Annotated in this window: 19 protein-coding genes, 1 other RNA gene and 1 pseudogene; 11 read left to right on the forward strand and 10 right to left on the reverse strand. The window is 54.9% G+C overall.

Going from position 1 to position 24,187, the window contains the following annotated elements; translation table 11 throughout:
• Nucleotides 1-41: 41 nt before the first annotated feature.
• The gene (locus ACIDEJ_RS03950) at nucleotides 42-2,255 is read right to left on the reverse strand and encodes a PAS domain-containing protein (protein ID WP_411986796.1); all 2,214 of its coding nucleotides are present in this window, start codon (nucleotides 2,253-2,255) and stop codon (nucleotides 42-44) included.
• A 76-nt stretch (nucleotides 2,256-2,331) separates the two neighbouring features.
• Nucleotides 2,332-2,946 carry a TatD family nuclease-associated radical SAM protein gene (locus ACIDEJ_RS03955; protein WP_411986797.1) on the reverse strand — a complete coding sequence of 205 codons (615 nt, stop codon included), beginning with the start codon at nucleotides 2,944-2,946 and terminating at the stop codon, nucleotides 2,332-2,334.
• Nucleotides 2,947-3,223: 277 nt separating this feature from the next.
• Between ACIDEJ_RS03955 and ACIDEJ_RS03960 the strand changes: the two genes are divergently transcribed.
• Nucleotides 3,224-4,441 carry a hypothetical protein gene (locus tag ACIDEJ_RS03960; protein WP_411986798.1) on the forward strand — a complete coding sequence of 406 codons (1,218 nt, stop codon included), beginning with the start codon at nucleotides 3,224-3,226 and terminating at the stop codon, nucleotides 4,439-4,441.
• A 211-nt stretch (nucleotides 4,442-4,652) separates the two neighbouring features.
• A pseudogene (locus ACIDEJ_RS03965) lies at nucleotides 4,653-4,808 on the forward strand (transposase); the annotation flags it as partial.
• A gap of 130 nt (nucleotides 4,809-4,938) precedes the next feature.
• Here the strand turns inward: ACIDEJ_RS03965 and ACIDEJ_RS03970 are convergent.
• From ACIDEJ_RS03970 to ACIDEJ_RS03985, 4 genes are all read right to left on the reverse strand, one after another.
• Nucleotides 4,939-8,085 (reverse strand): efflux RND transporter permease subunit, encoded by a 3,147-nt coding sequence (locus ACIDEJ_RS03970; RefSeq protein ID WP_411986799.1) that lies wholly within the window; start codon nucleotides 8,083-8,085, stop codon nucleotides 4,939-4,941.
• A 2-nt stretch (nucleotides 8,086-8,087) separates the two neighbouring features.
• Nucleotides 8,088-9,293: an efflux RND transporter periplasmic adaptor subunit gene (locus ACIDEJ_RS03975; RefSeq protein WP_411986800.1), complete on the reverse strand. Its 1,206-nt coding sequence runs from the start codon at nucleotides 9,291-9,293 to the stop codon at nucleotides 8,088-8,090.
• Nucleotides 9,294-9,465: 172 nt separating this feature from the next.
• Nucleotides 9,466-10,689: an ATP-dependent RNA helicase SrmB gene (srmB, locus tag ACIDEJ_RS03980; RefSeq protein WP_411986801.1), complete on the reverse strand. Its 1,224-nt coding sequence runs from the start codon at nucleotides 10,687-10,689 to the stop codon at nucleotides 9,466-9,468.
• 80 nt (nucleotides 10,690-10,769) lie between these two features.
• Nucleotides 10,770-11,474 carry a tRNA1(Val) (adenine(37)-N6)-methyltransferase gene (locus ACIDEJ_RS03985; protein WP_411986802.1) on the reverse strand — a complete coding sequence of 235 codons (705 nt, stop codon included), beginning with the start codon at nucleotides 11,472-11,474 and terminating at the stop codon, nucleotides 10,770-10,772.
• A gap of 391 nt (nucleotides 11,475-11,865) precedes the next feature.
• Between ACIDEJ_RS03985 and brnQ the strand changes: the two genes are divergently transcribed.
• From brnQ to ACIDEJ_RS04010, 5 genes are all read left to right on the forward strand, one after another.
• Entirely contained in the window at nucleotides 11,866-13,263 is a 1,398-nt protein-coding gene (gene brnQ / locus ACIDEJ_RS03990) for a branched-chain amino acid transport system II carrier protein (RefSeq protein ID WP_411986803.1), read from the forward strand.
• Between the two features lie 66 nt (nucleotides 13,264-13,329).
• Nucleotides 13,330-14,235, forward strand: coding sequence for a site-specific tyrosine recombinase XerD (gene xerD / locus ACIDEJ_RS03995; RefSeq protein ID WP_411986804.1), 906 nt, complete (start codon nucleotides 13,330-13,332; stop codon nucleotides 14,233-14,235).
• A 99-nt stretch (nucleotides 14,236-14,334) separates the two neighbouring features.
• Nucleotides 14,335-15,054 (forward strand): bifunctional protein-disulfide isomerase/oxidoreductase DsbC, encoded by a 720-nt coding sequence (dsbC, locus tag ACIDEJ_RS04000; RefSeq protein ID WP_411986805.1) that lies wholly within the window; start codon nucleotides 14,335-14,337, stop codon nucleotides 15,052-15,054.
• Nucleotides 15,055-15,141: 87 nt separating this feature from the next.
• Entirely contained in the window at nucleotides 15,142-16,866 is a 1,725-nt protein-coding gene (gene recJ, locus ACIDEJ_RS04005; protein ID WP_411986806.1) for a single-stranded-DNA-specific exonuclease RecJ, read from the forward strand.
• Between the two features lie 205 nt (nucleotides 16,867-17,071).
• Nucleotides 17,072-17,623 (forward strand): hypothetical protein, encoded by a 552-nt coding sequence (locus ACIDEJ_RS04010; protein WP_411986807.1) that lies wholly within the window; start codon nucleotides 17,072-17,074, stop codon nucleotides 17,621-17,623.
• A gap of 140 nt (nucleotides 17,624-17,763) precedes the next feature.
• Here ACIDEJ_RS04010 and rpiA read toward each other — a convergent pair whose 3' ends face one another.
• Nucleotides 17,764-18,420 (reverse strand): ribose-5-phosphate isomerase RpiA, encoded by a 657-nt coding sequence (rpiA, locus tag ACIDEJ_RS04015; RefSeq protein WP_411986808.1) that lies wholly within the window; start codon nucleotides 18,418-18,420, stop codon nucleotides 17,764-17,766.
• A 166-nt stretch (nucleotides 18,421-18,586) separates the two neighbouring features.
• On the opposite strand from rpiA, the gene ACIDEJ_RS04020 reads away from it, so the two are divergent.
• Nucleotides 18,587-19,531, forward strand: a complete 945-nt coding sequence (locus tag ACIDEJ_RS04020) for a DUF808 domain-containing protein (RefSeq protein ID WP_411986809.1) — start codon at nucleotides 18,587-18,589, stop codon at nucleotides 19,529-19,531.
• A 56-nt stretch (nucleotides 19,532-19,587) separates the two neighbouring features.
• Here ACIDEJ_RS04020 and ACIDEJ_RS04025 read toward each other — a convergent pair whose 3' ends face one another.
• From ACIDEJ_RS04025 to ACIDEJ_RS04035, 3 genes are all read right to left on the reverse strand, one after another.
• A complete protein-coding gene (locus ACIDEJ_RS04025) occupies nucleotides 19,588-20,247 on the reverse strand; it encodes a 5-formyltetrahydrofolate cyclo-ligase (protein ID WP_411986864.1) in 660 nt (219 codons plus the stop codon).
• Between the two features lie 15 nt (nucleotides 20,248-20,262).
• Nucleotides 20,263-20,446: non-coding RNA, 6S RNA (gene ssrS / locus ACIDEJ_RS04030), on the reverse strand.
• Between the two features lie 41 nt (nucleotides 20,447-20,487).
• Nucleotides 20,488-20,796 (reverse strand): cell division protein ZapA, encoded by a 309-nt coding sequence (locus ACIDEJ_RS04035; protein ID WP_411986810.1) that lies wholly within the window; start codon nucleotides 20,794-20,796, stop codon nucleotides 20,488-20,490.
• A 225-nt stretch (nucleotides 20,797-21,021) separates the two neighbouring features.
• Between ACIDEJ_RS04035 and ACIDEJ_RS04040 the strand changes: the two genes are divergently transcribed.
• The 3 genes from ACIDEJ_RS04040 to ACIDEJ_RS04050 are packed head-to-tail and all read left to right on the forward strand — an operon-like array spanning nucleotide 21,022 to nucleotide 24,093.
• Entirely contained in the window at nucleotides 21,022-21,597 is a 576-nt protein-coding gene (locus ACIDEJ_RS04040) for a UPF0149 family protein (protein WP_411986811.1), read from the forward strand.
• 34 nt (nucleotides 21,598-21,631) lie between these two features.
• A complete protein-coding gene (gene ubiH / locus ACIDEJ_RS04045) occupies nucleotides 21,632-22,876 on the forward strand; it encodes a 2-octaprenyl-6-methoxyphenyl hydroxylase (RefSeq protein WP_411986812.1) in 1,245 nt (414 codons plus the stop codon).
• Nucleotides 22,876-24,093 (forward strand): FAD-dependent oxidoreductase, encoded by a 1,218-nt coding sequence (locus tag ACIDEJ_RS04050; protein WP_411986813.1) that lies wholly within the window; start codon nucleotides 22,876-22,878, stop codon nucleotides 24,091-24,093. Before ubiH ends, ACIDEJ_RS04050 begins: the two co-directional genes overlap by 1 nt.
• Nucleotides 24,094-24,187: the final 94 nt, after the last annotated feature.

The raw sequence follows: 24,187 nt of genomic DNA on the forward strand, positions 1-24,187 counted from the left end.
GGTGGCCGCGCTGCTGCCGACGATGGCCGCAGTGCTGAGGGTTATGGCTGGCGGGTAAATGCCTGGCAAATATTGCCTTCACCGCTTTGTTTGGCGCGCTTCAGGGCAATTTCGGCGTTGTTCAAAAATTGCTGCAACGTTTGCCCTTCCACATAGGCGGCAATCCCGATGCAGATGCCGTCAGCCAGCCCGTGCTGGGCCAGGTTCTCCAGGGTAAGCGCTGCAAAATCGTGGCAATCGTTGGCATCCGTATCCGGCACCAGCACGGCAATTTTGCCCAGTTGCCAATTGGCCATTTGATAGCCCCTGGGCAAGTCGCTCAACACCTGGGTTTCGACCTGTTGTTGGCGGCTTTCCAGGGATTCAATCTCGCTCATGTGGCTCAGCAGGGCCTCTGGGCTGATATCCAGCAGCATCAGGCAACTGTGGCGCTGCTCCTGGGGTGAGAGCGCATGGAAGAAATTCTCCATGTCTTCAATCTCCGGCATCACCTTGATGCGATGTGGAATGCGGCTTCCGGGCTGTTCGCGCACATGGGTGGCAGACTCCAGCGTGCAGATAAGGTAGCTTATTTCGCCTTCATCGTCCTGATAGCTTTTCAGGGTGGTTTGCAGGCACCCCGGGGTTTTGTCATCACAGAGGATTTGCCCTTGCCAAATGCCGTGAATGGCAATCAGCTGCATGATGCGTGGCCATTGGTTGTCCAGATCATTTTGCAGCAGTTCCGTCAAGGTGTGCTGCACACTGCCATCCAGTTGCAATAACTGATCAAAGGCGTGGTTGACCCGCACCAGTTTGCCATCCGGTGTGACCAGTGCGGTGGCCACGGCGGAGTCGCTGAGCAAACGGTTGAGGAAAGCATCCTGGCGCACCTGTTTGAGCTCGCTGATATCCTCAAAGGAGAGCAGGGCATACCCTTCTTCCCCTTCGCCAATCTGGCGGATGCTAAAGCGCAGCACGATATTATCCAGCGCCTGCAGCTGCACTTCTCCCTGCCAGCTTAAATGTTGCTGTAGTTGACGCCGCAGCGATGCATACCAAGGCTGGTCCTGCTCCAGCAGTTTTTGCAGGCTGCGGTTTTCTATCTCCTGGGGGCGTTGTTTCAAAATGCTGGCCGCCCGCTGGTTGGCACACATGATGCGGCCGCTTTCATTCACCAGCAGATAGCCCAAGTCAGAGCGGAACAAGCCGTCAGCCAACAGGATGCTGCTGAGTCTTGCCCGCTGCTCCAGCCTAAACAGGTGGATGAAAATCATCACCAGTGCCGCCAGCAGCGTAACCACGCCAGCGGCAATCAGCAGGATGTTGCGCCATGGGGTAAAGCGGTTGTTGATGTCGCTATTGCGGATGTAGGACAGCAATACATACTCGCCCTCATCCTCCTGATTGGCTGATGACAGCGAAATGCGCAGATACACAAAGGTGGCCTGCTCGCCGTGAAATTCGCCAAAATTGTTGGCGGCCAGTTCCCGCCATAAGGTGGGGTAGCTCTGGCGCAAACTGCTTCCCAATGTGGTGGGAATGCCGGATAGCGGATCCAGGTTGGAAGAACCGGCATAAAGCTGCCCTTGATCATCCAGCAGCAACAATGGCGAGTCGTTACTGGAGAACGCCGGCTTGATGGACTGCAGCATCTGGCTCAGTGAGTTGTAAGTGAGCAGATAACCCCGCACCGCCTGCTCGCTGCCCAGTGTGGCCACCTGCACCTGGTACGGCTCCAGACGGTCATCCATCGGGGCAAACGCCACATCCGAGGTATAAATGTCCTCACTGCTCAGGTTGCGCATTTCATCCAGCAGTACCTCGGTCATGGGGGCATTGCCAAAATTGTTGCTGCTGGCCAGGCGGAATTTGCCGTGACTGTCGTAAAGGGCAATATCCATCAGTTCCGGCGTGTTGTCCTTGAGCTCCAGCCAGCTTTGGCGCAGGCGTTGTTCCTGCAAACGGCCGGGGCTTTGCAGGTAGAGCTTTAAAGGTTCAGCCAGGGAAAACATCTGGGTACGAAATTGCTGAAAAGAGATTTTGTCTGCCAGCAGCGTGCCTACGGTTTGCAGTTCACTGTAACGCTGCACCGCCCACTCTTCTTGTAAACGGCGCTCGCCCAGTGTCACCAGCACATTGGTGATTAAAAAAATGGTGATGATCAACATGCTCAACTGGCTGGCAATGGCCAGTAAGCGTTGGCGGGACCAGTGAATGCCACGAAGGTGATACAGCAGGCGCATATCCGCAAAAGCGGGATTCTTTTTCAACATCAAACTTTAAGGCGGTGGCGGCGAATAGCGTTTATGTTAACACGAAACAAACGAACAGCCAGTGTCGTCCCGGCGATTAGCCAATGGCACCCAGATGACGATGTTTAAAGCGGCACCCCGCCGCCGCGACAATGGCCTGGCAGGCGGCGATGTCCACCCCTTCCAGCCCGTCAATGGCGGATACCTGCACATCGGCAACATAGGCGGGTGCAAGGCGGATGAACTCGTTCACGGCCTGCCAGCTGCCCTTGAGCTTCGGATGGCAATGCTGCTGATACAGCGCCTCATTTTGGGCATTGAGCGACACCGACAGGGCATCCACACAGGTGCTTAATTCCGGCAGGATGTTGCGGCGGTGAAACAGGTTGCCAAGCCCATCCGTATTCACCCGTACCTTGCCGCCGCGACGCTTTATCTCGGCCGCGACGCCAAGCAGTGTGTCAAGGTTCAGGGTCGGCTCGCCATAACCGCAAAACACGTATTCATCAAACTGTGCCACATCCCCCAGCAGCGGGATGATTTCAGCCGCAGTGGGTTGATGATCCAGTGCCAGCTGGTATTCGTGCACCTGTTTGCTGCCGTTATGTTTCGGGCAAAAGGCGCAGCGCAAGGTGCAGCGGCCAGTAATGTTCAGGTAACGGCTGTTGCGGATGTCATACACCAGCGTGTTGTTGCTTGTCGTATTATTCATGATTCAGGCATGGCTAACATAATTGACCACAGTGTAGCGGTTATCAATGTGGTTAACTGTCATCTTGATCAGAAAAATGTCTGGCCGATGCTACTTGGTGTCCCGGCTGTGTTCTAAAATGCCGGACGGTAGCAAATCCATCCTGCTGGGGTCGTGTTTAGAAATCTGTGATTTTTAACGTGACACAGAATTTTGAACACCCCTCTTGTTAATGTACATACTTGTAACTATATGATATTGTTAGTGGAATTCTAAATTCAGCAATAAAATTAATCAGATGTCTTCAAAAAAATTAGCAAGAGCCTGGGGGGCTATTAGGATCAAATATCCTGTGTTTCAGGTGTTCGGTTCTAGAAAGCGATTAACGTTGATATTCGGCTTCGTCGCTTTGGCTGTGTTTGCTGCCGTGCTTTGGGCTGTTGGAGCGCTGCAGTCATTTTTCAAGTTGCCACCACCACCTTCTGGCGTGCCAGATAATTTGTTTTCAACGGTCATCGAGGTTTCCATCTTTTTAATGCTCGGTATTGGGCTACTAATGTGGAAAACCATTGGGGCGTCTGAAGAGGTAAGAATTGATAATAAATACAGTGTCATCGACGATGCACTGATTTTTCCTTTTAGTGCTGATTTAAAAGTAGATATTCAGTTCGACAAGGATGTTTATTATCAGCAACCTCCGATGATAGAAGCGTCATTGCGCTGGGTTGAATTTGATAAAGAGGAGTTCTTTTTAGTCGAAGCCGGATCCTTAGATATTCCCAAGTTAACCCTAATAAAAGTTACGACGGATGAAGTGGATAAAACGCTCAAGTTAGAGCTTGGCGCCGCAAGTTTTTACGATATTTTCTACACCCATTACTCCCCTGATCTGGTGTTTTCGAGTCAATATGCAACTGAGGTTAAAGAAGTTGCAACACTAAGGGCTTTGTACGGCAAGCCTCTTTTTAACTACTACAAAAAGGAAATAGGGGAATGTAGCTCCAAACAGACGAAGATCAATTGTTCTTCTCTGATCCCAAACCCGCTAGGCATATCTGGCATTGTGTTAATCAGAGACGGCGCATTGACATACGCTGTACTGAGAATCCGAGGCTCGCATGAAATAGCCGCTAAAAACAGAATTGAGTGGTCCTTTGCTGGTTTAGTAGAAGCGACGGAGTGGATTCATCATCCTGAGATTGATTTTGAAGAATTCGTTCACTGGGAACTCGATGATGAGGTTGTCGCATTCTTTAAGGAATTGGAAGGTAAACATCCTAAAATTATGCCTCTGGGACTTGTTATCAATTCTCTATACATGTACCAGCCTGAAATATTCGTGGTCGTTGAATATAACTCAGTAGACATCGCGGCAATAAAATCACAGTTACCGAAGCAGCTACGGTTGGTAGATGTTCGGAACATGCAGTCAGAGTTCAAACACCATCAAACTAAGAACCTGTGCGAACCGGGACTTAAATTGTTACGCCATCAACGCCCGGAGTTATTTGGATAGTTCAGACCAAGATATTACCAAGATGCACATTTAAACGTAATGCCGTGAAAGCCGTATGATAGCTGGCTTTCATGTGTTTGATTGCCTCCTACACAGCGGAAGAGGGAAACATGTTGTTTTGACTGCAAATTAGATATTGTCATTCCTACTGAAAGTAGGCTTTTGTGCGCAAGCTAAGAAGGAATTTGTATGAGTAAGTTCAGTGGGTTGAATACTGAACTGGAAGCAGTGCAACCAAGCCCTAATCCATCGTGGTTCGTTGAAATTCTGGATTGACGAGGACGCTATTGCTATGTGGAAGGCAAAGGCTGAACAACCCGGGAAAGGCCTCCCACGTGTATTTAGTGACTTAGCCATTACTACGGCGCGTTAGTCCTCTGAATCGATTTAGGAAACAAAGCCGGGATGGCATTCCTTTTGGGGCGAGCAAATCGCACGGGTAGGCAATCAAAGAAAAATGCCGGTTCTGGGAACCGGCATTTTTGTGGGCATAATGTTTACTGTCCGGATTTTGCCTGGGGTTTCCACCACCATACAAAGAAGCGGTGGCTGGCGGCTTTAACGCGTTTCAGGCCCCGTTTGAAATCCTCCAGTATGATATACAGCATGGGCACCAGAATCAGGGTGACCAGGGTGGAGAACAAAATGCCAAAGGCCAGTGATACCGCCATGGGAATGACGATTTTAGCTTGCAGGCTTTTTTCCATGATGATGGGCACCAGCCCCACAAAGGTGGTCAGCGAGGTGAGGATAATGGCCCTGAAACGCTCACAACCCGAGTTGATGGCAGCTGTCAGGGTGGATTGTCCGGCAGCCCGTGCGCGGTTCACGAAGTCCACCAAAATCAGGGAGTCGTTCACCACCACCCCGGCCAGCGCGATGATGCCGCACAGGCTCAGTACGCTCATGGACAGCCCCAGGATCAGGTGGCCGAAGAGGGCGCCAATCATGCCGAAGGGAATGACTGACATGATGATAAGCGGCTGGCTGTATGAGCGCAGGGGAATGGCCATCAGCGCATAGATGGTAAAGATGGCGAAGATGAAGCCTTTGGCAAGCCCTACCAGTGCATCCTGTTCATCCAGGCTGGCGCCATCCAGCGAGGTGCTCAGCTGAGGGTATTTCTTTTGCAGCTGGGGCAGGAATGTTTCCTGGATTTCACTCACGACTTTGGCCGGCTCCGCCTTTTGCTTGTTGGCATTGGCGGTAATGCTGATGGCCCGGCGGCCGTTAACCCGGGTGATGGCGTTATAGGACTCGCCGGTTTCGATATGGGCCACACTGCTAAAGGGCACGGCGTTGCCGTTGGCGGTGCGAATGAGCATGTTTTCCAGATAGCCCACGGTACGGCGCTGCTCTTGCGGGTAGCGCACCATCACTTTCACTTCTTCCTTGTTGCGCAAGATGCGCTGGGCCTCATAACCGTAAAAGCCATAACGTACCTGCTGCGCCAAATCCGATAATGTCAGCCCCAGCGCTTCGGCTTCCGGTTTGATTTTAAGGCGGATTTCATGGCTGCCGGAGGAGAGGTTATCGGTAATGTCGTAGATGCCGTCGTAAGTCGCCAGTTTTTGCTTGAGCTCGGCCGCGGCGGCGGATAGCTCCTGCAAGTCACTGGACATCAGCCTGAAGGCAATATCGCCGTTGCCGCCATTGGTGCTGGCGTTGATGTTGAGGTTTTTCACCGCCACCATTTCTGGCAACTGCTTGCGCCAGGCATCGGCAATGGCCACTCCGTCCACGGCCCGTTCTTCCCCTTTGGTCAGTTCGGCAAAAATGAAGGCGGAGGTGCGGCTGTCCATATTGATGAAGCTGTGTTTTACCACAGGATACCCCAGCTCCTGCTCCATCTGGGCGTTCATGGCGTACAGGGCATCTTCCACCTGCTGGGTGGATTTAAGGGTATTGCTCTCGGAGCTGCCTTCGTCCATCTCCAGCTGTACCTGAATGAAGTCCGATGGAATGTCCGGGAACATGACCCAACGCACATGGCCGGTTTTCACCATGGTGATGGAGATGAGCAGTACGCCAATGAACAGGGTGGCCACACTGTAACGGTGGGGCACCAGGCGGGTCATGAAGTTGCGGTAGCTGTGGTGGATGAAGTGCTGCACTTTGGCATTAAAGGTCTGGCGAAAGCGTCCCACAATGCCGGGTTTGCCCTGACTTTGTTTCATGTGGGCCAGATGCGCCGGCAGGATGAGTTTGGATTCCACCAGAGAGAAGCTCAGGCACAGGGTGACAATCAGGCCGATGGATATCCAGATGACCCCCATGGGGCCGGGCACCATCAGCATGGGAATGAAGGCGGCAATGGTGGTCAGCACCCCGAAGGTGGCGGGCATGGCCACTTTTTTGGCGCCGCGGATGACGTTGTCCACCGAGAAGCCGTTTTTCTCCACCTCGGTATGGGCACTTTCGCCGATGACGATGGCATCATCCACCACAATCCCCAATACCAGAATGAATGCAAACAGGGTCAGCATGTTGATGGTGAGGCTAAAAGGCTCCAGTGGCATCAGCGCCAGCGAACCGAGAAAACACACCGGTAATCCCATCATTACCCAGAAGGCCAGCTTGATATCCAGGAACAGCGCCAGAATGATGAACACCAGCAAGGCGCCATAGGCCATGTTGGACAGCATCATGTTGAGGCGGCCTTTGAGGTAGTGGGTCAAATCCCCCCAGTAGTCCAGCTGGACACCGTGCGGCAATGTGGCCTGCCGTGTGGCTATGTAGCCTTTTACCTGATCTGCAATGGAGAGCGCGTCCTGATCTTCAATGCTGGTCACTTCAATAATGGCCGCCGGTTTTTGATCAAAGCGGGTGTAATCCAGCCGTTCCTCAAAACCGTCGTTAATGTTGGCTACCATGGGCAGCATGACGCGGCTGCCGTCAGGGCGGGTCTTGACCACGATTTGGGCAAAATCATCCCCGGTATAAGCCTGTCCTTTGGTCCGCAGCAGAATGTCGCCATCTTCTGCATGGATGGCGCCACCGGGAAGATCCAGTGACGATTTTTGTACCGCCTGGGCCACCTCTGAAAAGGTCAGGCCGTATTCGCGCATTTTGTCTTCCGAGACTTCAATGCCGATTTCGTAATCCCGCACGCCGGCCACTTTGGCCTGGGTGACAGACGGCAGCATGGTGAGCTCGTCACGGATGCTTTTGGCCAACTCTTTCATTTCATGGGAGGCTAAATCCCCGTACACTGACACCCAAATGACATTACTTTCCGGGCGGATGCGGTAGATATTGGGTTTCTCGATGGCGGCAGGAAAGGTGGCAATGGTGTCGATGCGCAGTTTGGCTTCATCCAGCACGTCTTTGGGCTCATAACCGTCTTGCACCTCAATGGTGACGCTTCCTACCCCATCGCCGGCTACGGAGGTCATTTTCTTGATGCCGGGAACATCCCGCAATGCCTCTTCAATCTTGATGGTGATCCCTTCTTCAATCTCCTGTGGTGCCGCACCGGGATAAGCTACCGATATTCGCAGGTAATTGATTTCAAAACGTGGAAATACCTCTTTATTGATGGTGAAGGCCGAAACCAGACCACCAATAATCAAAATCCACATCAGCAGGTTGGCCGCCACATTGTTGCGGGCAAACCAGGCAATAATTCCGGTTTCTTTTTCCATCATCATTCCCCGGTGTTTGCCAGACGTTGATCAGTGTTGGCGCCCTGTGGTTGCAATGAGGCGTCGCTGTCCTGTTCCACCACTTTTACCAACTGGCCGGAGCTCATGTTGTTGAGGGTGGTCAGGGCTACCCGTTCACCGGCCTTGAGGCTGTCTTTCACATAAACGGCATCCACATCGGTACGCACCACATTCACGTGGCGTATCTCCACCTTGTTATCCGGGTCGATAACCGTCACTTCGTGGTTTCTCACCAGATAATTGGGCAGTTTGACCACGTTTTCCACGGTGCGCCCCTGAATGCTGGCGTTCACGAAACTGCCGTATTTCAGCGGCAGCTGGCCCGGATCCCGGTATTGTCTCAGATAGGGGTCTTTCACTTCGGCCACCAGGTACACCATGCGGTTATCAGGGTCAATCACCCCTTCGCTGCGTACCACTGCGGCGCGCCAATGCAGGCGCTTGCCGCCCAGTTCGGTGGTAATGCTGACTTCGGTAACCGGGTGATCAATGGATTCCAGATAGGCCAAATCCTTGTTGGCCAAAGGCAGGCGCACTTCGGCAATGGCGGTGTCGTACAGCTCGCCCAATTGATTGCCCAGGCTGACATATTGCCCCAGGTCGATGTTACGGCTGTGAACCAGACCGTCAAAAGGCGCCCTTATCACGGTGCGCTGCAGATTGCGCTTGGCCCGCTCCAGCGCCGCTTTGGCAAACTTGACGTTGGCTTCGGCCCCCTTGAGTTGGGGAAGGCGTAATCCCAGTGCCGGTGGCGCACCGTTAAAATCGGCAAAATCCACCTTGGCCACTTCGGCGCGGGCTTTTTCTTCATCCAGTGCCGCCTGGTTCTGGGCCAGGGTGGCCTCGGCCTGACGCAAGTCGGCCTCGTAATCAAAAGGTTCTATCACTGCCAGCTCATCGCCGGCGCGTACCATGCCGCCTGCGACAAATTTGGGCGAAATTTTCACGATGCGCCCTTGCACTTCACTCACCAGCTGGGTTTTGTATTTGGGCATGACAGTGCCGTAAGAGGGCAGTTCCAGCGATATGGTTTGTGGCTTGACGGTCATCACGTTGACCACTGGCAGCTGTTGCTCTTCCGGTTTTTGCGGCGGTGTTTTTTTGGTGGCATTCAGCAGGCTGACCACTACGAGGGCAATCACAATGATGACAACGGGAGGAAGTACTCGTCTCAACAGGATATTCATACGCTTTTTTCTGTCCATATTGGCAGCGAAATCTGTGGCTTAAATTACCAGAGAGCTTTCCATCGATAAACGGCTTTTTGTAAAGTAAATGTGTCAAAAACTGTCAGGGTGACGGAAATCCGTTTCTTGCTGTAAAAAAGGAGCCTGAAGGCTCCTTTGGGTGAATCATAATTTATTTGGCGCGTTTGGCTTTGTTTTTGCCAGGTTTGGCCGCGGCTTTTTTGGGTTTCTTTTTCACGGGAATGCGGGCTTCTTTGTGTTTTGGCCGCAATTCTTCAATGACCCGGCGTTTCAATTTCTGCTCGGTGTAACGTTCAATCTTGCTCAGGATCAGCATGTCATGGGCTTCCACCAGTGAAATGGCCGTGCCCTTTTTGCCTGCGCGGCCGGTGCGGCCAATGCGGTGAATGTAAATGTCAGCAGTGCGGGGCATGTCGTAGTTGATCACATGGGTGATGTCGTCCACATCAATGCCGCGGGCGGCCACATCCGTGGCCAGCAGTACGTTCACTTCCCCTTTGGTGAAGCGTCCCAGCGCCTGAAAACGCTTTTTCTGCTCCATGTCGCCCCGCATGAAAGCGGTGGGGATCCCTGCCTGCTGCAGTTGCCCTTCAAGGCTGGCCACGGTTTCCCGGGTTTTGGCAAACACAATGGCGCGGGAGACCTCTTCACGGCGAAGAATGTTGCACAAGAGGGCAAATTTGTGGGCTTTGTCATCCGCCAGATGCACCCATTGGTGGATTTTGGCTTTTTCGCTGCGCGGCGGCTCGGCTTCCAGTTCGGCCGGGTCATTGAGCAATTCATTGGCAAAACTGCGCACGCCATTGCCTTCCAGCGTGGCTGAAAACAGCAGTGTCTGTTGGCGTTTCTGGGCCTCGATGACGATGGACTTCACCACTTGGGCAAATCCCATGTCCAGCATGCGGTCGGCTTCATCAATCACCAGTATTTCCACATCGGTAGCGCTGAATTTGCCTTTGTCCAGATAGTCCATCAAGCGCCCTGGGGTGGCAACCAGCAGGTCAACATTGCCCCGCAGCACTTCTTCCTGGGGGCCATAGGGCACGCCACCTGTCACAATGCCCAACTGCAGATCCACATGGTGGGCCAGATGGCTGGCATAGCGATGCACCTGACTTGCCAGCTCCCGGGTGGGGGTTAATACCAGTACCCGGGCCTGGCCGGGACGCCGACGGGGAAAGTCCAGCAGATGTTGCAATGCGGGCAGCAGGTAGCTGGCGGTCTTGCCTGTGCCTGTGGGCGCATGGGCCAATATGTCCCGCTGCTCCATGGCCAGTGGAATGGTCAGTTGCTGGATGGTGGTGGGGGCGTCATGGCCCATGGTTTTCAGGGATGCCAGCAGTTGCGGCTCCAGGTCGAACTCTTCAAATTGCATGCAGGAACTCTCAGTCGATATTGCGCTGCAGTATACCTGCTCATGACGCATCTTTATAGCTGCAGACGTCAGTTTCACCCTCAGAGTTTCAGATAAAAATCCTGCGTCAGCTGACGCATGCTGTTTGAGTAACTGCCGTCACTGTTACGGATGGCAAATGGCCGGTTAAGGGGCAAGATGGCCGGCGATTGCCAGCCTGCCAGCAATAAGCTGCGATTGGGCGCCTGTGCCGGTTTGCCACTGACATCCACCCGCAACAGCAGCGTTAGCCCGTGGGCGCTCAGGGCGCGGCTAAATGATGCCACACTGCCACAGGGTAAAATGAGGCTGGCTTGGGCCTTGGGGTGTAATAACCGGGCCAGGGCCGCGCTGAGTTCGGTAAAGTTCAGGGTTTGGGTGTGGCGGGCCGCCGCGCGCTGTTTGATGCTAGCCACGGGGCCATGTTCAAAATAGGGCGGGTTGCAGAGAATGTGATCATAGCCATGGGCTGGGGCGACAAATTGCTGAATGGCCAAGGTATGCAGCTGCAAACGCGCCCCCCAGGGGCTGTTGTTGAAGTTCTGCTGACATTGCATGGCCGCTTGTGGCTCCAGCTCTACCGCATCAATGTGGGCTGAACTGCGCTGCGCCGCCATTAAGCTCAGCAAGCCGCTGCCGGCACCGATATCCAGCACCTTGCCTGTTTGTGGCAGCGGCGCCCAGGCGCCCAGCAACACACCATCGGTGCTTACCGGCATGCCGCACATATCGTCATTCACATGGAACTGCTTAAAGGTGAAGCCCACGATTCATATCCTGATACATCAAAAATGTTCGCGGCGCATTGTAAGGGCTGGGTGGCGGTTTGTCCTGTACTGTGCCGATATCTGATGCGTTTTTGTAGCCTAATATTGCGGTTATTTATCGTTATCTCGCAATTAAGGGCATTTTTTTGCAGAAGTGCTATTGCTACCGCCTGCCGGCTTTGGTAATAGTGAAACCTTGGAAGGGATATATATGAAAAACTGCGCCAGTTACCGTTATCGGTGGCTTGATTGTGGCCATTTTCCCCAAAGGAAAGTGCGCCGTGGTTACGTTGCCTGCCCCAGCATTTTGGGGCTCACTGTTGCTGGCATACATGCCGTTTATCATCATAAATATAGCTAAAAATATAATAAGTATAGATTGAGGCATCTTGTGCAAAATAAACAATTGACCGTAAGTGATACCCTGGGGCTGGGCTTTATGACCTTCGCCTTTTTTCTGGGCGCAGGGAATCTGATCTTTCCGCCGTTTGCCGGATATCAGGCAGGAGATCAAAGCTACATTGCCATGATGGGGTTTCTCATCACTGCGGTAGGGTTACCTTTGGCCGGCTTGATTGCGGTCGCCAAGGCAAAAGGTTTGGTGATGCGGATGTTGCCTGCCACGGCAGCCACCCTGTTTGCCACGGCCATTTACATCATTATCGGCCCGGCGTTCGCGGCGCCGCGTACCAGCCTGGTGGCGTTTGAAATCGGGGCGCGTCCCTTTTTGAGCGATGCCGACAGCACCATTGCCATTGCCGGTGTTGTGCTTAATCAGGCCCAGTTGTATTTCACGGCGGGGTTTTTCTTTGTGGTCATGCTGTTGTCGGCATTTCCCCAGCGCTTGATGGACAGCGTAGGCAAGGTGCTTACTCCGGTGTTGCTGTTGCTGTTGATTGCATTGGCGGTCTCTGTGGCAGGTTTTATCGGCAGTCCCATGCCCGCGGCCACCGGGGACTATATTACCCACCCCCTGAGCAAGGGGATTGTGGAAGGCTATAACACCATGGATACCTTGGCATCGCTGATGTTCGGGGTGCTGATTATCGACCTGTTGCGGCAAAAGAATGTGCACGACACCACGCTGCAAACCCGGTACCTCATCCGCTCCGCCTTTATTGCCGCGGCCGGGCTGGCCTTTGTGTACGTGTCGCTGTTCATTCTGGGTGCCACGGCGGGGGATTTGGCCAAGGGCGCTGAAAATGGCGGGCAAATCCTGACCCATTATGTGACCGACCAGTTTGGCTTTACCGGCACGGTGGCGTTGTCGCTGGTGGTGAGCCTGGCGTGTTTAACCACGGCCGTGGGGCTGGTCAGTGCCTGTTCCGATTATTTCAGCACCTTGTCCAACGGTTTTTTACCTTACCGGGTGCTGGTGGTGGCATTGAGCGTCATCTGTGCGGTCATTGCCAACGTGGGGCTGAGTCAGCTGATTTCCATTAGCGTGCCGGTACTGATGATGGTGTATCCGGTGGCCATTGCCCTGGTGCTGGTTACCTTCGTTCACAACTGGTTTCGTAATCCCCGTTTGGCCCATCGGGCGGCCCTGACCGTTGCGCTGGTTTTTGGCATTTTCGATGGCCTGAAAGTGGCAGCCGCTTCGTTGCAGTCTTTTGACGTGAAGTCAGAAAGTTTGGCGACCAACATGCTGGTATCGCTGGTGGACGGGGTGTCTCCGGTGATGTCAAAAATGCCGCTGTATGATCAGGGCATGGCCTGGCTGGTGCCTACCCTGGTTGTGGTGGTGGCTTGTTTCTTTGTGGGAAGCAAGTCCCGGGCTGGCGCCTGATATGGCATCTGCCAGTGGCTGGCGTTATGCTATCTGCCGTTTTTGCGCAAAGGTGTTTTAGATGCCATGGCAACGCCATCCTATGTTCCGGACCCGCTCATTGAAGGATTCCTCGATGAGTTGTGGTCCACAAAGGGGCTTAGCGACAACACGCTGAGTGCCTACCGCAGCGATTTACTGCATTTTGACGCTTACCTGCAGCAGCGGCAGTTGTCGCTGTTGGCGGCCGGGCGGGACGTCATCCAGGATTATCTCGGATTGCGCTACGATAATGGCGCTGCCAAGAGTTCCAGTGCCCGTTTGCTGTCCAGTTTGCGGCGCTTCTACGGTTTTTTGCTCATCAGGCAGCTAATCGGCGATGATCCGATGGCGCTGATAGCCTCTCCCAAGTTACCCCGAAAATTACCCGACACCCTCAGCGAAGCAGACGTGGAAGCCTTGCTGGCAGAACCGGACGGTGACGACACCCTGGAAGGGCGCGATAAAGCGATGTTGGAGCTGTTGTACGCCACCGGGTTGCGGGTGACGGAACTGGTGGGCTTGACCCTGGAGCAGATAAGCCTGCGTCAGGGGCTGGTGCGGATTACCGGCAAGGGCGGCAAGGAGCGGCTGGTGCCCATGGGGGAGGTTGCCATTGATGTGGTGAGCCGCTACCTTAAATTGCAGCGTGCTGCATTGCTGGTGGCCGGGCAGAGTGATGTGTTGTTCCCTTCCAGCCGGGGCCGCATGATGACCCGCCAGACATTCTGGTACCGTATCAAGTTGTATGCCCAGCGGGCCGGGATCAGCAAAGCCCTGTCGCCCCATACCCTGCGCCATGCGTTTGCCACCCATCTTTTGAACCACGGCGCCGATTTGCGGGTGGTGCAGTTACTGCTGGGACACAGCTCCCTGTCCACCACCCAGATATACACCCATGTAGCCAATGCGCGCCTGCAGGCGTTGCATGCCGAGCATCACCCCCGGGGGTGATGGAGTTGCTTTCTTTGGCGCTTGGCGGTAACTTTCAAGCTCGTTACCGGTCTCAACTGTAGAAACTGGTATTTAGCAGACCGCAAACAAGGAATTTCCATGAAGTTAACCCCTATGCTTTCTCTTTGTCTGGCACTGGCCATTGCCCCGTTGGCGCAAGGTGCGAGTGCCACCGGGCAGCACGAACAACTAAAAAACAAATTGAGTAAGGTACTCGGCATGGACATACAATCCCTTTCTGCCGCGCCCATTCCCGGGCTGCTGCAGGCGGTGACCAGTCGCGGGGTTGTGTACGTTACCGAAAACGGCAGCAAGCTGCTTCACGGGAACATTTATGATCTGGAAAACGGCATGAAAAACCTCACGGAAGTGGCCATGGCCGGTCCGCGTTTGGCACTGATCAAGCCGTTTGAAGACCAAATGCTGGTATATAAAGCCAAAAACGAAAAATACGTGGTGACCGTGTTTACCGATGTGACCTGCGGTTATTGCCGCAAGTTGCACAACCAGATGCAGCAGTACAATGATTTGGGCATTACCATCCGCTATCTGGCTTACCCCCGTCAGGGCGTGCCATCAGTGGTAGCCGATGAAATGGAAGCCGTGTGGTGTTCCAAAGATCCGAAAAAAGCCATGGATGATGCCAAGGCCGGCAAAAACATTGCGCTGGCCAAATGCGATGCGGATATTGCCGGGCAGTACAAAATCGGCTCCCAAATGGGGATTAATGGCACGCCGTCCATGATCCTGGAAGATGGCACCATGATCCCGGGTTATGTGCCGCCAGAGCAGTTACTGCAAAGCCTGCAAGCACACTAGTCAGGCAGGTTCACGCTTAAAAAGGCGAGCAAAGGGCTCGCCTTTTTGTTATCTTGCCAGCAGAATTTTTTAGGCAGTGACGTCCTTGTGATCAAGAAAATCGTACGTCGTCCTAAAGTGGATGACAGCCATTTACCCGCCCATTTACCCCCACTTCTGAAACAGATTTATGCCAGCCGCGGCCTGTGCGCCGATGACTGCGAGCTGGTGCTCGGCCGTTTATTGCGACCGGATACCATGCTGGGCTTGAACGATGCCGCCCGTTTGCTGGCTGACGCCTTGCAGCAGCGTCGGCGGATCATCATTGTGGGGGATTTTGATGCGGATGGTGCCACCTCCACCAGTGTCTGCTTGTTGGCGCTGGGGATGATGGGTGCGGCAAATTGTGACTTTTTAATCCCCAATCGTTTTGATTACGGCTATGGCCTGAGTCCGGAAATCGTGGCGGTTGCCCGTGAGCGGGGGGCGCAGCTGCTGATCACCGTGGATAATGGCATCTCCTCCATCGACGGCGTTGCGGCGGCGAAAGCGGCGGGCATGGATGTCATCATTACCGATCACCATTTGCCGGGGCAGCAGTTGCCGGCAGCCGATGCCATTGTCAATCCCAATCAGGCCGGGTGTGGCTTTGCCTCCAAATCCATCGCCGGGGTAGGGGTCGCTTTTTACCTGATGAGCGCCTTGCGGGCAGAGCTGCGCCAACGGAATTATTTTGCCGCCCACGGGCTGGCAGTGCCCAATTTGGGGCAGTTGCTGGATTTGGTGGCTTTGGGCACGGTGGCAGACGTGGTGGCGCTGGATACCAATAACCGCATCATGGTGGAAGCCGGCATCAAGCGGGTGCGGGCCGGCCAATGCCGCCCGGGCATTACCGCACTGCTGGAAGTGGCACGGCGTGACCCTGGCCGTTTGGTGGCGTCGGATTTCGGCTTTGCCGTGGGCCCCAGGCTGAATGCGGCTGGCCGTCTGGATGACATGGCGCTGGGGGTTGCCACCTTGTTGTGCGATGACCTGTATCAGGCCCGGCGCATGGCAGCGGAGCTTGATGGCCTTAACAGCGAGCGCCGGGAGCTGGAAGCCGGCATGCAGCAAGAAGCCCTCAAGTTTTTGCAGACGCTGGATTTTACCGAGCAGCAGCTTCCGTGGGGCATCTCCCTCTATCAGCCGGACTGGCACCAAGGGGTGATTGGCATTTTGGCCTCGCGGATTAAAGACCGCTATCACCGCCCGGTGATTGCCTTTGCCGAAAGCGCCGAGCATGAAATCAAGGGGTCGGCCCGCTCCATTAACGGCCTGCACATGCGGGATCTGCTGGAGCTGATTAACAGCCGTCATCCGGGGATGATCCGCAAGTTTGGCGGCCATGCCATGGCCGCTGGCCTGACGTTGGTAAAAGAGGCGTTTGACGAGTTTGCCAGCGCTTTTGACAGCACGGTGCGTGAGCTGTTGGCCGAGGCAGACTTGCAAGGCGAGCTGTGGTCTGACGGCGAACTTCCCCCTGCGGCATTTACGCTGGACACCGCTCAGTTACTGCGGGATTCAGGCCCCTGGGGCCAGGCATTCCCCGAGCCGATGTTTGATGGGGTGTTTCACATACTGCAGCAGCGCCTTGTGGGAGAAAAACATCTGAAACTGGTACTGGAAACCGAAGATGGCAGCGTGATGGCTGATGCCATCGCCTTTAATGTGGATCTTGGCATCTGGCCGGATGCCAGCATCAATTACGTGCGCCTGTTATACAAACTGGACGTCAATGAGTTTCGCGGGCATACCAATTTGCAGCTGATGGTGGAGCAGTTGGAGCCTTGCTAAGGTTAAGCGGATCAAAAAAGTAAAACTTTGCCGGGGAATAATCGAACACAGACCACATTTTTTAATCATTCAGCTCTTATTGTATACAAAAGACGTAAATAATTTGTTGGTATCTTTACAACACCGATAAAATTCTGTGTATTGTCTTTGGGGGCAGTTGACCGCGCAACCCGCTGAAGGGTTGTTGCGAGGAGATAAAAGTCGAATGAAGTATTTAGTTGTGTGTTTTGCCTTGCTGCTCGGAGGCTGTTCCTCTGCGCCATTATCTACCCTGACCCATTTCGCCACCTTTGATGAACAGGATTTCGCCGCATTGGATCCCACGCAAATTCGGGCCAGCTTGGTGGTGGATGATTTTGTCAAACTCAAGGACGTGACCTTGAGCGCCCAGCTCAATACCGCAGAGGGCGTGCAGCATCTGTCCTTTCCGCTGGAGCTGTTGTCAAAGGAGATTTTACCCATCCGCCGCAGCTGGATTTTCACCACCAAGGTGAGATCCCAATATCAGTATCAGCTGTCGCCACTGGCACAACAAAACTTTCTGAAATTGCAGCAAGAAGTGCTTAAAGGCAGCCAATACATCTGTGATGTTGACATTGTGTTTGACGAGCATACCCAGCCCCGTCCGTTCAAATACACGGTAAAACTGATGCTGAACCCGGATAACGGTTACATCACCATGATTGATGAACGTGAAATGGACATGAGCACCCCCCAATGGACCGGGGGCAATGCCCGTTTGCAAACCCTGCGCTAAGCCGTCTGAGGTTGTAACCCGCCAAGCCGTGTTGATGCGGGTAGTCAAAGACAGCAAGCATTGGCTCCAAACAAAAGCCGCTGGCATCCGCAGCGGCTTTATCTTTGGGTAAAGGCCGTTAGGTGTGGCTCACACCGGCATCAGGCCAGTGTCACCACGCCATTTTGGGTGCCTACCAGTACGGTATCGGCGCCTCTGGCGGCAAACAAGCCTACGGTAACCACCCCGACAATATTGTTAATCTGCTGCTCCAGTGCGTGAGGGTCGAGGATTCTCAGGTTATAGACATCCAGGATCACATTGCCGTTATCGGTAACCACCCCTTCACGGTATACCGGGTCACCCCCCAGTTTTACCAGCTCGCGGGCCACATAAGAGCGGGCCATGGGGATCACTTCAACCGGTAGCGGAAATTCGCCCAAAATGTCCACCTGTTTGCTTTCATCCACAATGCAAACGAACTTTTTCGCCACGGCCGCCACGATTTTTTCCCGGGTCAGTGCCGCACCGCCGCCTTTGATCATCGCTTTATGGGCATTGATTTCATCGGCGCCGTCCACATACACCGACAGGGCGTCAACCGTATTGAGATCAAATACCGGAATGCCAGCGGCTTTCAGGCGGGCGGCGGAGGCTTCGGAGCTGGAAACCGCGCCTTCGATTTCGGCTTTCATGGTGGCCAGTGCATCAATGAAGTGGTTCACCGTTGAGCCGGTGCCTACGCCCACAATGGTGTCAGGTTCCACATATTTGAGTGCCGCCCAGCCGACAGCCTTTTTCAGTTCATCTTGCGTCATTTTCATCATCCAGTAGAAAGGGGAGAAGTTGCGGTCATTATAACCGCTCATGCCTGTGTTTGTGGCAGCTTTGCCCCATAAAAATCGATATTTACTGCGCAGGTGCTTGGGCTTGGGTAACATGTTTTCACACACCAGAAAAACCAATGACCACCGGGAGCTGTTGATGGCTGGAGCAAGTCTGCTGATGTTGCTGGATGATATCGCCTCGATTCTTGATGATGTGGCGGTAATGAGTAAAGTGGCGGCGAAAAAAACGGCCGGCGTACTGGGCGATGATTTGGCCCTTAATGCCCAACAGGTCGCCGGTGTGCGCGCCGAACGCGAATTGCCGGTGGTGTGGGCCGTGGCTAAAGGTTCGCTGCGCAACAAGGTGATTTTGGTGCCGCTGGCGCTGCTGATCAGTGCGGTGGTGCCCTGGCTCATTCTGCCGCTGTTAATGCTGGGCGGGCTTTTTTTGTGTTACGAAGGGTTTGAAAAAGTCTGGCATAAACTGACCCATAAGCACCCCACGCCTGTGGCGGCAGCCACCGAGGGCATTGGGGGCATTGAGCCTGAGGACTTGCGGGCCTGGGAAGCGCAAAAAGTCAAAGGCGCCATTCGTACCGACTTTGTGTTGTCGGCCGAAATCATCGTCCTGACCCTGGGCATTGTGGCTCACAAGGCTTTTGTCACCCAAGTGTCCACGCTGGTCATTATCGCCTTGGTGATGACCGCAGGGGTGTACGGCTTGGTGGCGGGCATTGTGAAACTGGATGACATGGGGTTGTACCTGAGTCGCCGCAAGGGGCAGTCGGCGTGGCATGGCATCTTGCGGCGTGTGGGCATGATGCTGGTGACGGCCGCTCCCAAGTTGATGAAATTGCTCACCGTTGTGGGAACCCTCGCCATGTTTCTGGTGGGCGGTGGCATTTTGATTCATGGCATTTCCCCGCTGGCCGGATGGCAGCATGATGTGGCCGAAGCCGCATTGTCGCTGGCCCATGTGGGGGCGCTGCTGCATGGCCTGCTGCCTTTGTTGCTGCAACTGTTAACCGGCATGCTGGCCGGTGGCGTAGTGCTGTTGCTCTTGACGGGGATTGGGCGCCTGCGCGCGGCCTTTGGCCGTTAATGGGGAAGGCGTGGCTGGTGTGAGCGGGATGTCGTCCGCTTGAGCCGTGCGCAAACTTATGGGCGGTTATCCCATATCCGGGTGGGGGTGATGATCAATGGCAGCGGTTTATCCCAGGGGGCAAGGGGCAAGGCCGGGGCTTGCTGGCAGTCGTGAGCGTAACCCACCGCCAGCGCATGGCCCGGGAGCCAACCCAGGGTGCGATCATAATAACCGCCACCCATGCCCATGCGATTGCCGCGTTCATCAAAAGCCACCAACGGCGTTAACAGCAAATCCAGGGTTGCCGTTGGCACTATGCGGCTAACGTCCAGCTGCGGCTCGGCAATGCCAAAGCGGTTGCTGCGCATCGGGGTGTTGGCATGGTAGTGCAAAAACAGCAAATTGCCGGGCGTGAAAGGGTGTAGCACTGGCAGGCAGGTCTGTATTCCCCGCTGCCATAGGGCATCAAACAAGGGGCTGGTATCGAGCTCGCCATCACAACTGAAATACAGCCCCATGGTGCTGACAGGCTGTCCGGCATTGGCTTGCTCATCCAGCAACTGCAGCAGTTGCCCTTTGGCGCTGCTGGCGGCCTGTTGTTGAAATGCGGCCGACAACTCCCGGCGCTGTTTGCGAATGTCCCGCCTGAGTAACAAGCAAGCGTTATCCCGGGCCGACCACTGTGGGTGGTGCGCGGCGTGATGACGGGGACTGGTGGCGGGTAATGCGGTCATGGTGGTCAAATTGGGATGCTCCCCGGTGATGCCGGTGTCGGTGTAAGCCCTTGAACCTAAAGTTCAAGGCGGGCTGCTGGTTACCTCCTAAGGCTTCTCGGTCCGAGCCGAGCATGCGCAATGTCAGTAAGAAAGTAGCCCTTTGTTTCAAAAATATCGGCACAGGGACATTACCGACTATCGTACACCCCAGGGAGCAAATCTGGGAAATCTTGCTGGGCGTTTGCCCTTGTTATCAGTTTAGTCTTCTCTGGCGCTGCGCTCAACCAGTGCTTGTTCCAGCGTGCGTTGCAGCAAGTGGATGCGTTTGTCCATTTGCGACATATAATCCTGATTTTTATGTTGTTCTTCATAGAGCTCATGGCCGATATTGAGGGCTGCCATCAATACCATGTCTTCACGACTCAGGCTGGGGGTGCGTGCTTTTATCTGGGCCAGTTGCTGATCCAGTTTACGGGCCACCGCCTGCAGGGCCGGCTCCTGACCTGAAGGACAGGCGATAGAGTATGTGCGGCCCATCAGGGTGATTTCCACAGCACAGTTACTCATCTTGCACGTTTTTCCTTTTACCAGGCTCTTGTGGCGGACTATATAAGCCCCGCCTGTAAAGTGCAAGTTACCCGGGCACAGTTTGCCATTGCAACCGTGTGTTTGCCCATTCCCTGAGCAGTTGTAAAAAATCCGGGCAATCCCCGCAGTTTCCCTTGCTGGCCTTGGTGCTGGGGTGCAGTTCTGATAGCATGACAAAGAATTTTTCTATTGGACAATCTGGTTATGGCAACTCCTCCTTCATTACGAATTGACAATCTCCAGGCCGCGCTGGACAGTGCCGACATCGGGCAGCATCCGGTAGAGGTGCACGGTGCGCTGGTGGGCATTATTTGTGGCGGGGCGGTACAGTCGCAAGACTGGCACAAACCGTTGCTTGAATTGATGAACGACGGACAAGCCTTGCCTCAGGAACTGGCCGGATTGATCCAGGAACTGGCCCAGGACACGGTGAACCGGCTGCAGGATGCAGAATTCGGTTTCGCGCTATTGCTTCCCGAAGAGGAAGAAGCCCTGGCGGTGCGCCTTGAAGCCCTGTCGCTGTGGGCCCAGAGTTTCCTTACCGGCATTGCCATTGCCCAGCCCCGGCTCAATCAGGCTTCTGCCGATGTGCAGGAGGTCATCAAGGATTTGGCGGAGATCACCCAGGTGGATCTTAACGTGACCGAAGATGACGAATGTGAGCAGGCATTCCAGGAGTTGCTGGAGTTTGTCCGCTTGTCTGCCATTTTGTGCTACTCCGAATTTGTCTTGCATCCGCAAACAGAGGCAGAACCCCAAGAACCTGGCATATTGCATTAATACTGATGGCTGCTTGCAGCCCGGTGAGGGATCAATGAATCCGCAATCCACTGAAGTTGATATTGCCATTGTGGGCGGCGCCATGGTGGGCGCGTCACTGGCGCTGGCACTTTATCAGCTGAGTAAACAACTACAACGGCCGCTGAAGATAGCCCTGATTGAAGCCCATGCAGCCGGGCAGGGGCAGTCGGGCTTTGACGCCCGGGCCATTGCCATTGCCCATGGCTCCCGTTACGCCTTGCAGCGCATGGGCATTTGGCCGTTGCTGTCGCATCTTGGCAGCCCCATTCACGATATTCATGTGTCTGACCGTGGCCATTTCGGCATGACCGAAATCAATGCATCGAGCCTGCATCTGCCTACGCTGGGCGCGGTGGTTGAGCTTGAACAAGTCGGCCAGGCGCTGTTTGCCGCTCTGGCAAAAACATCGGTAGCCGTGTACTGCCCGCTGGAACTTGCCGCCATTCACAGCGAGCAACAGCGTCATACACTGACCTTAAGCGACGGCCGCCAGCTCCATTGCCGTTTGCTGGTGGCTGCCGATGGCGCCAACTCCAAAGTGCGCCAGTTGCAACAGCAGCCACAAGCGGTGACGACCTTTGAACAGGGCGCCATCATTGCCAATGTGGCCAGCAACCGGCCTCATCAGGGCATGGCGTGGGAGCGCTTTACCGAACATGGCCCCATTGCCCTGCTGCCCATGGCCGATTGTCAGGGGCAGGCAAGGTTGTCGCTGGTATGGGCCATGGACGAGCAGGCGATTGCCGCGCATCTGGCGCTCAGTGATGAAGATTTCCTGCAGGCGCTGCAACAGGCGTTTGGCTACCGGGCGGGGCAGTTTACCGCTGTTGGACAGCGCCACAGCTATCCGCTGACACTCAGTTACATGGCGCGGCCGGCATATCATCGCACCATTTATGTGGGCAATGCCGCCCAGACCCTGCATCCCATTGCCGGACAAGGCTTCAACCTGGGGCTGCGGGATGTGAGCGGGTTGCTGCAAGTGCTTACATCCGTGCTGCAACAAGGCGGTGATGTGGGCTCAGCGCAGGTGATTCATGACTATCTGCAATGTCGCCATGGCGATCGCCATGACACCATAAGCAGCATCGAATGTCTGGTGCGGGGATTTTCCAACCAATACTGGCCGTTGGTGGCCGGGCGTAATCTTGGATTGCGTTTGCTCTCATGGTTACCGCCACTAAAAGTGCCGGTGGCGCGCCGGGCCATGGGCTGGCACGGCCGTGAAGCCTGTATCGCATTTGCAAGGAGAGGCTGATGTTTAAATCGCAAAGCTATGATGTGGCCATTGTGGGTGGCGGTATGGTGGGGCTGGCAACCGCTTGCGGGCTGGCCGAGCGCGGTTTGTCGGTATTGGTGGTGGATGCCGCAGCGGCAGCGCCGGTAACGGGCGAGCCAAAACTGCGGGTCAGCGCCGTGAATGAAGCCAGCCGCTGCCTGCTGGAGCGCTTGGGAGCCTGGGGCAATATTCCCTCATCCCGCATTGCCCCTTACAGCAAAATGGAAGTGTGGGACAAAGACGGCATGGGCAGCATCCAGTTTGATGCGGAGCAGCTCAGTGCCCACTCGCTGGGCGCGATTATTGAAAACGACGCCATTCACTACGCACTGGCACAGCGGGCAGCGGAACATGACGCCCTCACCCTGCTGGAAAACACTCGGGTGCAGCGCCTGGCCTTTGGCGAGCGGGAAGCCTGGCTGATGCTGGACAATGGCGACAGTCTGGCTGCCGCCTTGGTGATTGCCGCAGACGGCGCCAACTCCTGGGTACGGCAACAGTGCAAAATCCCACTGACCTTCTGGGATTATGATCATCACGCCATTGTGGCTACCATCCGCACCCAGCTCAGCCATGGCGAGTGTGCCCGGCAGGTCTTTGCCGCAGATGGCCCACTGGCATTTTTGCCCTTATACGATGAACACCTGTGCTCCATTGTCTGGTCACTGCCACCCACGCAGGTGACAGAACTGCTGGCACTGCCACCGGAGCAGTTCAGCCGTAAACTCACCGCGGCTTTTGACGGCAAGCTCGGGCTATGCGAACTGGTGAGTGAGCGTCAGAGTTTTGCCCTGAGAATGCGCTATGCCCGGCATTTTGCCCGCCACCGGCTGCTGCTGGCCGGGGATGCGGCCCATACCATTCATCCGCTGGCAGGGCAGGGCGTGAACCTGGGCTTTTTGGATGCGGCGGCCATTATTGAGGTGGTGGCCGGGTTGTTTGACGATGGCAAAGACATTGGTGCCTATGAACATTTACGGGCGCTGGAGCGTTGGCGCAAAGCCGATGCCCTGCAGATGGTGGCCGCCATGGAAGGGTTGAAACAGCTCTTCAGCGGTGCCAACCCCCTGAAAAAAGCCCTGCGGGATATGGGGCTGAACCTGGTCAATAATGCGGCTCCCGTGAAAACAGTGTTCATGCAACAGGCAATGGGACAGAAATTCAACCTGCCACCCCTTTGCCGTGCCGACGGCTGACGCCGCACCAATATTAAACCGAACTTAACAAAACGCCCGGAAAATCAGATTTTTCGGGCGTTTTTATTTATCGCATCACGGTTGTGCCACCGAG

It is taken from the genome of Shewanella mytili (assembly GCF_046765975.1).
Taxonomy (GTDB): domain Bacteria; phylum Pseudomonadota; class Gammaproteobacteria; order Enterobacterales; family Shewanellaceae; genus Shewanella; species Shewanella mytili.